Origin of the sequence: Aliivibrio sifiae, assembly GCF_002954715.1 — a bacterium.
Classification (GTDB): Bacteria; Pseudomonadota; Gammaproteobacteria; order Enterobacterales; family Vibrionaceae; genus Aliivibrio; species Aliivibrio sifiae.
Window position 1 is genome coordinate 738,005 of record NZ_MSCP01000002.1, and the last position, 13,791, is coordinate 751,795.

Here is a 13,791-nt window from a genome sequence, read left to right on the forward strand (position 1 = left end):
ATAATGAGTTAAGGGCTTGTTTTACTTATCTATATAAAGATAGATTTTAATATAATTTTTTACGTCGATATCTCTTTAAGCAATAACCACTAACAAAACTACCTAATGCGATAGCTAAGGTAATTACGGGAGCAGCCATTAAAGCCATCGTAATGTATTTAGACAGTTTTTCAGGTAAAAAAGAAAGAGAGTAACCAAAACCAGTAAGCAATAAAATCCAAATAATGGCACTCATCCAAGCAAAGTAATGAAAGCGAGCCGCTTTTTGCATTCTTAGTCCCATCATTAATGGTAAGAGGGGACGAACAACAGGAATAAATCGAGCAACAAACAAAGCAATAAGACCATGCTTAGCAAGTAAAGAGTCGACAGTTTGTAACCTATGCTGTGGAACCGCACTTATCCATTTTTGAATTGTTGGGAATTTATGTAACCAGCGTCCTTGAATAAATGCCAATTGGCTACCAATGGCAGCGGCCATAATAAGGCCAGCAGCAATAACTGGATAGCTAATCACATTCGCTGCAGCTAAAGAGCCTGAAAGGATAACAACACTGTCACAAGGGAGTGGGGCGGCAGGGATAAAAGCACTCTCTAACCAAATGAATAAGATCAGACAGAAGTAAATCATCGCTGCACTGTTTGGATTTTGTAAAATGGTGAAATCTTGTTGCCAAAGAGCCGTTAAAATTGAAATAAATGAATCAAACATCGCCATTCTCCAGACGAAATTCAAGTAGTTAACTTGTTGAATAAGAATGATCGAGAGTAAGGTAAGTGCTTGATAAAGTCACTATAAAAATTCACTGTCATAAAAAGTTCATAAAACTATGTTTAAGTTGTTTTTTTAGCTTAAAAAACGGGTAACAAATCAAGAGTTAGGTAAGTGTTACTTACTTTTTATAACGGTTATTGTAGTAAATAGAAAACAAAATTATAAATAACTAACTGAAATAGGTATTATTTAAAAATAATGAGATATTGATTAATTACAAATCAATTAATGCAATATAATAAATAAAACTTATGTGGTTTTATGTAAAAAAATATATTTGGCGCTTTTGTCTTGTCTGTTGTAAGTTGTTGTTTTTTATTGAATTGATAGTTAACTTAAATGATTCGGCTCATGTAATAAGATAAGCCTTTGTTATAATTTGCTTGGTTTTTGGATTGATGTATATTTTTAATCGAATCTAATCCTCACCAATCATACTTATAATTTATGGGAGGATTTTATTTGAGTTGCTTAGCTTCTATAGATAAATGATTGAACCTAAGTATTGAACTATTATTTTTAAGACTTATTTGGTATTTATTATGAATAAAATACATCTTGCTGCTTTAATTTTTGGTTTGTTTTCAGCTTCAGCTTCTGCAGATATGACTCCATATATAGGGATTAATTTGGGTATAGGAGGCATAGAGGCCCCTGATGCTGATATCGATGGAATGAACTATTCACAAGAGTCAGGAAAGTTTGCTTGGGGACTTAATTCTGGCGTTTTATTTAACGCTGAAATGAATAATAAATTTCAGTATGGTGCTGAAGTTAGCTATTCATCATATGCAACTAATGAAACAAAAATTGAAAATTTAAGATTTGATTATGATGGTTATAATGTCGCAGCTTTAGGTGTTGCTAAATATAACTTTAATAAAAAATGGAGTATATTTGGAAAGGCTGGTGCTGCTTATACGGTTCAAGATCTTTCAAGTAATGTTAGTGCTTTTAATAAAAAAGAATCAAAAGTATTACCAAAAATTGGATTAGGTGGCTCATATAATGTGACGAATAATTTTGCACTTAATGTAGGCTTTGAGCATATCTTTGGTGATGATCTTGTTGAGTTCACGAATAAAGCAAACAATTATCAATTATCAGATTATACTCATGTTGGCTCAGTGACAACGATGTATATTGGTGCTGGATATTCTTTTTAATTTACTCAATTAATTGTTTATATGTTGTAGTTTTTATACTGCAACATATGACAATAAACCTATACTTCTTCTTTCTTTAAAGTAGAATTTTTGGTTATCTTTAAAATGGCGTTTGTTGATCTTTTTAACTAATTAAGTTTAAATTTTGTATATTTAGATGGAATAGTAATTATTTATACATGGCGCCATTTTAATCAATAAAAGATAAATGATAACATTACAGTGTAACTTTCAATGTTTATTGTTGGGTTTATATATCTTCTTTGTTTGTTTTGTGTAAGAAGAACTCTAATATTCTCATTATGTTAACTAAGCCAAGAATAAGAGATTGACATTAAATAAGAATAGGTTTATTTATATTCATTATTGACTAGGTACTTATTAAGTAAGGTTTTTATGCTTTTTAAACTTAATGAAATCTATTGGAATCCAAGAACTAAAAAACTGTATAACTCACTAGAAGACGCAAGAAATGATGTAAATGAATACGGCTCAACTACTCCTTTAGTATCGGATATTCTTAATTTATTAATTAAAGAATACCCTTTAGTTTGTAATAATGAGCATATTAAAAATATACTATGGGGAACTCAATGGATATCTAATGAAAGCATACCACAGTTAATAAAACGGACTAGAGTTGCGATTAGAGATTCAGAACGTGAAGTGATTGAAAATGTGAAAGGAACAGGATATAAAATTAATAACTTGCAATCTATTGATTATAAAGAGATACCTGTAGATATCGACAATGAGTTAATCGAAAATGCTTTGGAGCAAGGCAAAGTAGAATCTAATAAAAAGATTAAACAAAAACAAATAACAATACTTGTCTTATCAATAGTCACATTTATTTTATCAACAGCATCATTAATTTATTGCGTGAATAAACATGTTTTTTATAAGTTGGTTCCCTTAGATGAAATAATAAAAGTAAAGGATTTTGATTTTATACGATTATCAGATGATAAATACATTTTAAAGACAAAAAATCAAGAATGTGAGTTCAATTTAACTAATAAAATAGCTCGATGTAAGGTATGAAAACAACAATATCAAAAATATTATTATTAATATCGGCTATTAATTTACTCGTTATAATAGTATGGCACAGTATATATAGAGTGGAATTGATAGGAACCATTACTATCAATGACAACTATGTAAAATATGCCAAATATGTAAAATATTTAGACTCAGTAGAAATATTGAATACTCATTCAAGTGATGATTCTTCGGTGTCTACAACTAGTGACTCAAGTGAGTTCATCGTTGACTATGATTTATCTCAAGGGCAACTCTATGCCTACGACGGAAATAATTATTACATATTAAACATATACTCGTTAGGTGAGTCCTGCTTCGTTACTTTACCTACAGGAAGTAAAAGCCTAAAGAAAATTGGTTTTTTCTGCACATATAATAATTAAAAAATCACGATTAGTTATTTTTATATATAAAATGTAAAATCCCATTCATTTATATAGAATGTAATTGTCTATAATTTGTATTTTAAACTAATTAGGGTAAATTCAGCCTTGTTGTTGATGCGCTAAAGTCTTAGTGAGCATCATTTTGTAATAGTACTTTTTGTTCAGGGTATTTTCTTGATTTCTAAATGTTCGTTTTTATATCAGCCAAAAATTCAACATGGAAAGGTTATTGGCGCAGAAGCTTTACTAAGGATCCCAGGCGTATCAAATATAGAAAACTATATTTCATTAATTACTAATAAGTCGTTATTTGATTACAGCGTTATAAAAAAGGTGCTCTTGGAGCGACGCTCGTATCATGAATACATAGGTATGAGTTTTCCTGTATCGATAAATATTTCAATTCAAAGCTTAGAATCTGATTTTTTTGTTGAAAAAGTCTCTAAGCTGTTAGTGAATGAATCTGATGTAACTTTTGAAATCACAGAAAATGATAATTATTTATCACTAAGTCGTGTTAAAAATGCGATGACAAAAATTAAGTCTTTAGGTGTGAAGTTCTCTCTTGATGACTTTGGAAAAGGTTTTTCTGATATTGAGCAGGTTTTAGCATTAGATTTTGATGAAATCAAAATAGATGGTTCTCTAGTTAAAAACATAGAAAACAATTTTTATAACTACAGACACCTTAAATACATATTAGATGAGCTGTCTGACATTCATGATTTTCATATTGTTATCGAAAGAGTTGAAACTAATAAGCAGTTAGATTTAATTGAGTCATATGGCAAAACGTTATCATATCAAGGCTTCTTATTCTCTAAGCCATTGAAAATATTTGATTTGAAAATTACAGGGCATCAAGATGTCGTTGAAAAATCGATGGATAATAAGTTAATTTTAGAAAAATTAGTTTATGATTTAATTAAAAATGATGACACTAAAACATGTGAAAGTATCATTAACGAGATTCATGTTGCTGATGAGTTTAATAATCTTGGTTCAAAAGTTTCAGACTGCTTGAATATCCCTGAAGTAAAATTAAATTTACTTAAAAAATATAACAAAATAACAGTAAGCTCAAATAGCCCAGAAACTCGTTTTTTTAAATCGTATCTTAATTGTACTAGCCGCTTAGTGATCATTCGTGATTCTGAAGGGAACGCATTGTTCAATAATCAAGCGCACATCGATTTTATGCAAGTTGACCTTGTTGGGTTACCTTTAAATAAAATTTATGAACAATTTGAACAATATAAAGGTTGTATTGCTATTGATAGGAATTTGATCGAATCAAAATCAAATTTTTTAGCTGTAAGAGAGTCGGTTGATTTTGATGGAAAAATTAAATCGTATTATACGTTTAGACAAAAGATTAATCATTACGGGAAAATACTTATCATTACAATTGTTTATGATGAAGATGATAGGGATTCATTCCCGCGTGATGCATTAACCGATTGTTTCGATAGAACTATTTTAAATAGCTATTATATGAATAATTTCAATATGGTTGCTTTTATTGATATGGATGGTTTTAAAAAAATTAATGATAAATTTGGTCATAAATTTGGTGATAATTGTTTGAATCGACTTGTTGGATACCTAAAAAATGAGTTGAGAGAAGAAGACTTAATTATTCGGTACGGCGGTGATGAATTTTTAATCTTTACTAAATGGAATGACATTAATGTATTTAAAAGTAGGTTAGAGTTAATTAGAAATAAAGTAGAACGATTATTTAAATCTGATGGTATCGCTTTATCTTTCTCTTTTGGTATCGATAATTTAGCTAAAGGCATTGAAATTGCGATTAACTGTGCGGATGAGAGAATGTATTTGGATAAAAATAGATAAATTAATTAAGTCATAATATGTTAACTAAGATAAATAAAACGGCTTTAATCAGTTTATGCGTATGTTATGTATTTGTTGGCTCTGTGATGTTTTATGTAAGTAATAATGCCACTAAGTCAATAAATAAAAATAATATGATTCATCTTTTAGGTAAGTATGAAAGTGAAATTCTAATTAAAACTAACGAATACCTTACCTTATCGAAGGTATATAGATATTTAATTTTTACGCAAAACTCTATTATAACCGAGTATAATTTCAATTCAATATCTGAAAATCTGATAAAAAATAATACAGCAATAAAAAGTTTACAACTTGCTCCTAATGGCTTTGTTCAGTTTGCTTACCCTAAAAAGGGTAATGAGAATGTATATATTGATTTATTTACAGATGAAAAGAGAAAACAAGATGCTCTTTATGCACGAGATAATAAGGTAAGTATGATGTCAGAACCACTTGAACTTTTTCAGGGTGGTTCAGGACTTATTATTAGGACCCCTGTATTTGTTGGAAATAAATTTCAAGATTTCTGGGGGTTTAGCATTGTGATATTAAATATTGAAAGTTTCATAAAAACCTTATCATTGAATGACTTATCTATTGATGGGTTCAATTATAAGTTAAGTTTTTTAGAAAAAAACACGAACAAAATTAAAGTGATTAGCGAATCGTCAGATAAAGCCTTATCTAATGCTGTTGATCATAAATTTTCGGTGTTAAATCAGTGCTGGATTCTCTCTGTTAGCTCTAAAGATAACTGGCTGAATCCAATTGAATATAAAGATAAGATTTATTTACTGATTTTTTTCTTTGTAGCCTTGTCTGTAATTACTTATATGTTTATGAATTTATTAGAAAAAAAGAAAGAGATGTATAAGCTTTCACATGTTGATTCACTTACAGGGCTTTATAATCGACGTTCATTTGATGAAAAATTTAGCTCATTATTTAAAACATCAGTACTGTTTTTTTCTGATCTTGATGGTTTTAAAAAAGTTAATGATATTTATGGTCACGAAGTCGGAGACCTATTACTGATCGAAATATCGAGAAGAATTGATTTGATCGTTGGTAATAAAGGTTATGTTTTCCGGTTAGGTGGAGATGAATTTTCAATTATTTTAAGTGATACGTCAGGTATAGATTTAGACAATTTTAAGATGGAAATTATTAATTCCATATCTGAGCCTATAATTATAGATACTGTGTCATTAAATATAGGGATTAGTATTGGTCATAGTCTTTATCCTTATGACGGAATAGATAAAGAAAACCTAATTAGAATTGCTGACAAAAGAATGTATAAAGTAAAGTTTAACAAATCTAAATAAACTACATTTAATATAAGCTAATCATTAGCTAATGATTACCTTTTTAATTTGAAATATTAATGGTAACAATTATGAATATGCAACCTGGAAGCCTTATTCCTGTCTATGTTATTGGTGAATCTAAATTTATATATGGTAGTGATATTAATATTATTCATATCACAAATGTGGATGAACTATTCTTACATGAACCCGCTATTTGTATATTATCTCTACCTTCAGAAGAGCAAGATAGAGCATTAGAATATCTTCACTCTAAGTTAGCACTATGGAACTGGCGCATCTATGTTTTAAAAATAAGCATCTTAAGCCCCCACTTATCTGATGGTTTATGGACTCCAACAAACGTAACAGAACAATGGAATTTACACCGTTCAAAACTAGAGTTAATAAAAGAAGAACCAATCGACAAATTGTTAGCTTGGCTTTGGTTAGGAAATGAACGATGTTTAAAACCTCTTTGTGATAGCACTAAAAAGGAATTGTATCATTATCCATTAATTACTTCGTATTTAGGTTATAAAAGTACATTTAATAATTACCTTCAATTAGAAGCAAAGCGAGGGAATTTAAAAAAAGAATATACAGTTGATAGAATTAGATTGTGTCCAAGCTGCCATAGCGGTCATCAAAACTATATTGAAACCTGTCCTTCTTGTAAAAGTGTAGATATTGAAGAAGCAATATCACTGCATTGCTTCACTTGTGGTCATGTCGGAAAGCAAGACCAGTTTACGCAGCGTGGAAAATTAGAATGTCCAACTTGCTTAACTCAGTTACGCCATATTGGTGTTGATTATGATCGCCCATTAGAAAATTATAAGTGTTTAGATTGTGATTACACCTTTTCTGAATCAGTTGCTAGGGTTCGATGTTTATCATGCACAGATAGTAATGAAATTGATGACTTAATTACTCGTCACATCAATACATACAAGGCTGATGAACAAGTTAAAAATGTAATGATATATGGTCAACATTCATTTAGCCAAGAGTTAATACTAAAAGGACTCATCGGTGGGGAGTCATTTGAAAATTTATTAGTTTGGGTTAATAAGTTAGCAATCAGGCATAAGCATAATCACATTCTATTAGGTATTAAATTATCTGGAATTGAAACGTATTCAAATCAGTTTGGAGAGGCTAAATTAATCCAATTAATTGATCAGATATCTAATGACTTGAATGGGATTTTACGTGATACGGATGTTTGTTGTCAGTATCGATCTGACATGATTTTGTTACTCATGCCAATGACACCTATTGAGTCTCTGTCAGTTTTACAGAAAAAAGTAGAAATTATTGCAGATAAAATTGAGTCTGAATTAGTTGTTCTAAATGTTCATATTTGGGCTTTGCCTGAACCATCATTACATGATGATGCTTCTTTGTGGTTGGTTGAACAACTTGGTGCTATTGAATAATGAGCGAGTTTGAATATGTTTTTTATTCTATGGTCGGAATGTTACAACAAGATATAGGGTTAATATTCTTATTTTTCCCTATTATGATTTTTATTGAATTACCATTGTTTTTATTAGTTTCAACTGGTGTCTTCCGTTGGTCGTGGAATTTAAGTGATGCGGAACCAAAGGAATATCCGACAATTAGTTTTATTATTACCTGTTATGGTGAAGGTGAAGCGATTGCTCAGACTATTGATACCTTAGTTGAACAAGTGTATCCAAGTTTTATTGAAATATTAGTAGTTGTTGATGGAGCAAAGCAAAATGAAGACACCTATAAAGCGGCATTAAATGGAGCGAAACGGCATCAATTTTGCGATATGAGAAGAGTGAAAGTGGTACCTAAGTGGCAACGAGGAGGTCGGGTATCAACATTAAATGCTGGATTATCAGAAGCAAAAAATGACCTAATAATCAATGTCGATGGAGATACATCATTCGATAATAATATGGCTTGGGAGATGGCGAAACAATTTTCAGATCCAAATGTTCTTGCCTCTGGTGGGGCACTTAGAGTCCGAAATTGGGATGCCAACTTTCTAACTCGTATGCAATCACTTGAATACATGATGTCAATGCAAGCAGGTAAAACGGGAATGAGTAACTGGGGAGTACTAAATAATATCTCTGGGGCATTTGGTGCTTTTCGCGTAAATGTAATTAAACAAGTTGGAGGTTGGGATACTCATACAGCAGAAGATCTCGATCTTACCATGCGATTAAAACAGTACAAAGGACGTCACCCAAACTGTCGATTAGCGTTTTCTCCTCATGCGGTAGGGCATACAGATGCTCCTGATACATTAAAAATACTCATCATGCAGAGGTTACGATGGGATGGTGACTTACTTTTTCTATTTTTACGAAAACATCGTAATGGGCTTAACCCAAAATTACTCGGTTGGGGGAATTTCATTTATACATTAGTGTATGGAGTAATACAAAATGTGATATTACCACTTTTGATGGTTTTGTTTACGCTACATATTTTATTTAGTTATCCAGTAACTGTGATTTTGGCGATGTTACTCTTTATATACCTATTGTATATGGGTTTTATCCTCCTTACGTTCTCGATTTATATTGGATTAGTATCAGAAAGAGCAAAAGAAGACATTAAGTTATTAATTTGGTTACCAATTTATCCATTATATGCATTTTTTATGAGATTAATAACTGCATTTTCAATGGTTAATGAAGTGACACGAAGAAGCCATGAAGAATCAAGTATGGCTCCATGGTGGGTACTTAAACGTGGAAAACGGTTTTAGACATTATGAAAGTTAAATTTCACCTAGAAAAAAATAAACAGCCAAAAACTGAAAATGGAATGAAAGTCGTTTATGGTAATGCTAAAAGGGGAGGTTATCGAATACGTTGGTATTCAATTTTAGCTTTAGTATTAAGTCCATTATTTGTTATGTTATATTTGTTTTTCCAAGAATATATCTTAACGATTGCACCAGGGATCATTACCAGTAATCCTGTTATTTTAACAGCACCTCAAGATGGATTAGTCGTTGAGATTAATGCCAAAGAGGGCGGTGATGTTTTTGAAAATGAAAATGTTTTATATTTAGAAGATAAAGTATTAAATGAAGATATTTCGTTTTTAAGAAATGAACTACAAAATGTAGTGAAAAGTAAAGTTACAACAAAAGATGACTTTAAACCATATTTATTGGCAATTAATAATGCAAGACTAAATTTAATAAAAATAACCAAAATAAAAGAAAAGTATGATGGATATATAAAAGAAGGAAAAGTATCACAAGTTGATTATGCGGCTATTATTGGTATGTATAGTAGTGCTCAAAATCTAATGACTAATGCCGATATTGAATTGCGCCAAGCAAAAATAAATGAGCATCAACTTAATCTTGCTGGTGGTATCGCTCAAGTTATACGGGGATTAAATCAAGAATTAGTGACCAAATTAAGTCAATATAATGCACTCAATATCCGTTCACCATTAGATGGTAATATTTTAGAGATAAATGCAGTTGTTGGCCAAAGAGTAAAAAAAGGTGATGATTTAGTTACGGTTTCATCAAAATTGGAACCGTTTGTCATAGTGTATTTAGAACCAAAATATATAGATAAAGCAACAGAAGGTGCATCTGTTACTATTACGTTACCAAATAGAAAGCGCTTAAAAGGACACGTATATCTTGCGATTGAAACGACATCTAAGTTACCAGCTCAGTTAGCAAAACCTTTTGAAGGACCTAAAGCCCTACTAAAAGTAAAGGTAATGTTTAATGAAAAATTAGAGGCAAATTCTTGGGTAGAAGGAATGCCTGTTAATGTTTCGTTTTAATTTATAATTAAAAATATATAAATACACTTAATTACCCAATGTCATTAACTATGTAATTAAGTGTAATAAGTTATAATTAGAATGCTTCTATGTGTCACGTTATTATTCTAATGATTAAATAACAATAATTTAGGAGTAATTGAACGATGAAGATAGACTATGTTTTTTTAATTAATAAAATCTCTGACTCGTGTGAGATATTAAAGTTTGCAATGGAAAAAGATCCTCTATTGATGGTAAACAATAAAGAGGCAGTCTTGAAGTTGATTGATTTAAATTGCTGGCTTATCGATGAATTATCAAAGCCGATATATGATAGTAATCACTATAAAGAAATCATATCAAAGTGTATTAATTTAAAAGTAATACTTAACGAGTTAGGTACTGAGTAGATACCATTATCAATGGTTATATTTGTATCAAATAAAATAAGCAATACAATAAATAATAATTATTAAAGGTTGTAACATGAAAAACTTTTCATTAAAAAATAAAATTTTATTTTTAGTGGCATTTAATGCTATGGGACTGTTTGTAGCATTGAATATTATATATATGAATTATATTGATAATGATAAAACAGAGCAGTTTTTGTTTAGACAAGTAATCCAATCATCAGAAATATTCGATACTTTTGAAAAAAAATTAATATCTTTAAGAAGGACAGATCTTGCATTGATTTCTATCCGTTTTGAAGATCAAAATGACTTGAATGAAAGAAGTGCTTTGGTATCTGATATTAATTCTCTATTGAATTCATACAGTACGTTTGATTTAGATGTTATCAAGAATGAAAAAAACCAATTGATTTCGTTAGGTAATGAGATTAATGAATACGTAAAATATGTCGATTCGATTAAAGATGGTAGAACATTAGAACCTAGGGCTAAACTCGTTAGTGATAGTTTAGTTGTTTATAGTAAAATTAATAACAATATTCGTGATCTTTCAGGCAAGATCGATGTCTTCCTTGAGGAATATAGACAAGTTTCAAAACAAGAACGATTAGACACTTTGTACTTTGCTATATTTATTATTATATCTATAACACTGGTTTCTGTCGTTAGTGGATTATTTATTTCAAAAGATTTGAATCGCCGTATCGCATTGATCAACTCTTCTCTAGATACCTTTATTTCATTGGATCTTCGAGATGGAGATGTATGCAAATTTATTGATAGTAATGATTTTGTTAATGATGAAATCGGCAGTATTATGAAGTCAATTCGTTCTTTTAGATTAAAAATTGTTAATGTAATCAATGCGGTAAAAGAAAGTATTGATATTAGCAACGATGCATTCAATTTAATGAATGAGCAATCAAAAGAAAATGAAAAAGCAATAACACAGCAGCTTAACTCTGTCGATATGTTAGCGACTGCAATTAATGAAATGCAGTGTGCCTCAAATGAAATTACAAGTAACATTAATAACTCTGCTAATTTTACTACTGATGCGTCCAAAGAGTGTAATCAGACTAAGCAAATTGTTTCAAATACATCAGAAGTGATTGCTTTAGCTTCTACTGAAATCGATGATTGTAACGCTTTAATTTCTGAGCTACGTAACGATAGTAATAAGATAACCAGTGTTCTAGATATGATCAGTAATATTGCAGATCAAACGAACTTATTGGCATTAAATGCTGCCATTGAAGCGGCAAGAGCAGGGGAGCAAGGACGAGGTTTTGCCGTCGTTGCTGATGAAGTTCGCGTGCTCGCTCAAAAAACGCAGCACTCTACAATTGAGATTAATAGCATCATTTCTAACTTACAAGCTAAGACACTTGATGTAAGTGAGAAAATGGAACTGAGCCAAAATACAATTAAAGAGTGTGTTGAGCAATCTATTGTATCTAGAAACAATATCGAAATTGTTGATAACAACTTAAATTCTATATCAGATATGAGTCATCAAATCTCTACAGCAAGTGAAGAACAGACTTGTGTGATTGAAGAGATTAATGGTAATGCTGTTAATGTGAGGGATATGTCTCAAGTATGCATGGACGTTTCAAATGTAATTTCAGAACAAGTTAAAAATATGAATAAAAGCATTTCTAACTTGTCTAAAAACATAGATCAATTCACGTTATAAGTTTTATTAATAAGCTATAAAGTCTTGTGCTTTATAGCTTATTTTATTTTTACCCAATAAAACTAATGTAAGCTTGAAGAATGATTAAGTTAGTAATATCAATGAAGAAGGCACCAACAATTGGAACAACCATAAAGGCTTGAGGCGAAGGACCAAATCTAGAAACTAATGACCCCATATTCATTACAGCAGTAGGGGTTGCCCCTAATCCAAATCCACAATGACCCCCGACCATTACTGCCGCATCATAGTTTGATCCCATAACACGGAAAGTGACAAAGTAAGAGAACAGGGCTAAGACTAGGGTTTGAATAGTTAAAATAATCAAGAATGGGATAGCAAGATCAAAGATATTCCATAACTTCAAGCTCATAAGAGCCATAGCCAAGAAAAGTGATAAAGATACTGTGCCTAATATATCAACGGTATCTGTGTCAATTTTACGAACCTTGGTTATTTCAAAAATATTGGTAATAAAAACACCAATAAATAGAGCATAAACAAAGTCAGGAATTTTAAGCCAAGCAATACCAAAACTATTCACAAAACTGCTTAAATGTTGTGAGCCTGCGACACATAACAACATGATAAATAGCATCTCAATAACTTTCTTAGCCGTTACCTTGTCTTCTTCACGTTCGTTATAGGTAACCAGTTCGGGGAAGCGTGTATGAGTATCAATATCAGTGCCATATTCTGATTCTAAGTTGTGTTTTTGAATCAGTTTTTGGGCAATAGGACTGCCGATTAAACCACCCATGACTAAACCAAAAGTAGCGGAAGCCATAGCTAACTCTAATGTATTCAAATGGTAGTTTTCAGCGAAGGTCTGCGACCAAGCTGCACCAGTACCATGTCCGCCAGATAGGGTTATGGAACCTGCAATTAGACCTAATAGTGGGTCTAATCCCATTGCACTAGCAAGACCTACACCAACGGCATTTTGAATTAAGATATAAAAAGAGGCGACAGCTAAGAATAAGAAAACCTTAGATCCACCTTTGATTAGTTGGGTGTAGTTAGCGGCAAGACCAACAGTACTGAAAAACATTAACATGAACGTGTTCTGCAATGGCAGAGAGAATTCAATACTGACTCCCTGAAAATGCAAAACAGTAATAGAAAAAGCAACAATTAAGCCACCAACAATCGGTTCTGGGATATTGTATCTTTTCAATATCCCAACTTTTGAGTTGATGAAATGGCCAAGGGAAAGCACTGAAATGGCGATCAGAAATGATTCTAATGCACCGATAGATAGAGTATTTGTCATAGAAGCTCGAAGTTAAATTATCAAACCAATAGGTATGATGCCAATCTAGGTAAGTATTTGATATCTGTCCGAG

10 protein-coding genes are annotated in these 13,791 nt (G+C 31.2%); 8 read left to right on the forward strand and 2 right to left on the reverse strand.

All coding sequences use genetic code 11. From position 1 onward, the window contains the following. Positions 1-46 precede the first annotated feature (46 nt). Positions 47-712: a DedA family protein gene (locus BTO23_RS14465; protein ID WP_060993813.1), complete on the reverse strand. Its 666-nt coding sequence runs from the start codon at positions 710-712 to the stop codon at positions 47-49. A gap of 605 nt (positions 713-1,317) precedes the next feature. Between BTO23_RS14465 and BTO23_RS14470 the strand changes: the two genes are divergently transcribed. From BTO23_RS14470 to BTO23_RS14515, 8 genes are all read left to right on the forward strand, one after another. Further along, positions 1,318-1,941 (forward strand): outer membrane protein, encoded by a 624-nt coding sequence (locus BTO23_RS14470; protein WP_105063860.1) that lies wholly within the window; start codon positions 1,318-1,320, stop codon positions 1,939-1,941. Positions 1,942-2,337: 396 nt separating this feature from the next. Beyond that, entirely contained in the window at positions 2,338-2,985 is a 648-nt protein-coding gene (locus tag BTO23_RS14475) for a winged helix-turn-helix domain-containing protein (protein WP_061005383.1), read from the forward strand. Between the two features lie 563 nt (positions 2,986-3,548). After that, positions 3,549-5,231, forward strand: a complete 1,683-nt coding sequence (locus BTO23_RS14485; protein ID WP_105063861.1) for a bifunctional diguanylate cyclase/phosphodiesterase — start codon at positions 3,549-3,551, stop codon at positions 5,229-5,231. A 17-nt stretch (positions 5,232-5,248) separates the two neighbouring features. Further along, complete coding sequence (locus BTO23_RS14490; RefSeq protein ID WP_245922117.1) at positions 5,249-6,562, forward strand: sensor domain-containing diguanylate cyclase; 1,314 nt, start codon at positions 5,249-5,251, stop codon at positions 6,560-6,562. A gap of 71 nt (positions 6,563-6,633) precedes the next feature. Continuing rightward, positions 6,634-7,986 carry a TackOD1 domain-containing metal-binding protein gene (locus BTO23_RS14495; protein WP_060993808.1) on the forward strand — a complete coding sequence of 451 codons (1,353 nt, stop codon included), beginning with the start codon at positions 6,634-6,636 and terminating at the stop codon, positions 7,984-7,986. Further along, positions 7,986-9,299: a glycosyltransferase family 2 protein gene (locus tag BTO23_RS14500; protein ID WP_060993807.1), complete on the forward strand. Its 1,314-nt coding sequence runs from the start codon at positions 7,986-7,988 to the stop codon at positions 9,297-9,299. The genes BTO23_RS14495 and BTO23_RS14500 overlap by 1 nt, the downstream gene beginning before the upstream one ends. 5 nt (positions 9,300-9,304) lie before the next feature. Further along, positions 9,305-10,348 carry an HlyD family secretion protein gene (locus BTO23_RS14505; protein ID WP_105063862.1) on the forward strand — a complete coding sequence of 348 codons (1,044 nt, stop codon included), beginning with the start codon at positions 9,305-9,307 and terminating at the stop codon, positions 10,346-10,348. Positions 10,349-10,816: 468 nt separating this feature from the next. Beyond that, a complete protein-coding gene (locus BTO23_RS14515; protein ID WP_060993804.1) occupies positions 10,817-12,445 on the forward strand; it encodes a methyl-accepting chemotaxis protein in 1,629 nt (542 codons plus the stop codon). Between the two features lie 49 nt (positions 12,446-12,494). Here BTO23_RS14515 and gltS read toward each other — a convergent pair whose 3' ends face one another. Further along, on the reverse strand, positions 12,495-13,718 hold the full coding sequence (gltS, locus tag BTO23_RS14520; protein ID WP_060993803.1) for a sodium/glutamate symporter: 1,224 nt from the start codon (positions 13,716-13,718) through the stop codon (positions 12,495-12,497). Positions 13,719-13,791 lie beyond the last annotated feature (73 nt).

Excerpts from the sequence above, each read along its gene's own strand:
- BTO23_RS14505 (WP_105063862.1), top strand. The coding sequence starts at position 9,305 with ATGAAAGTTAAATTTCACCTAGAAAAAAATAAACAGCCAAAAACTGAA.
- BTO23_RS14515 (WP_060993804.1), top strand. The coding sequence starts at position 10,817 with ATGAAAAACTTTTCATTAAAAAATAAAATTTTATTTTTAGTGGCATTT.
- BTO23_RS14500 (WP_060993807.1), top strand. The coding sequence starts at position 7,986 with ATGAGCGAGTTTGAATATGTTTTTTATTCTATGGTCGGAATGTTACAA.
- BTO23_RS14475 (WP_061005383.1), top strand. The coding sequence starts at position 2,338 with ATGCTTTTTAAACTTAATGAAATCTATTGGAATCCAAGAACTAAAAAA.
- gltS (WP_060993803.1), bottom strand. The coding sequence starts at position 13,718 with ATGACAAATACTCTATCTATCGGTGCATTAGAATCATTTCTGATCGCC.
- BTO23_RS14470 (WP_105063860.1), top strand. The coding sequence starts at position 1,318 with ATGAATAAAATACATCTTGCTGCTTTAATTTTTGGTTTGTTTTCAGCT.
- BTO23_RS14495 (WP_060993808.1), top strand. The coding sequence starts at position 6,634 with ATGAATATGCAACCTGGAAGCCTTATTCCTGTCTATGTTATTGGTGAA.
- BTO23_RS14490 (WP_245922117.1), top strand. The coding sequence starts at position 5,249 with ATGTTAACTAAGATAAATAAAACGGCTTTAATCAGTTTATGCGTATGT.
- BTO23_RS14465 (WP_060993813.1), bottom strand. The coding sequence starts at position 712 with ATGTTTGATTCATTTATTTCAATTTTAACGGCTCTTTGGCAACAAGAT.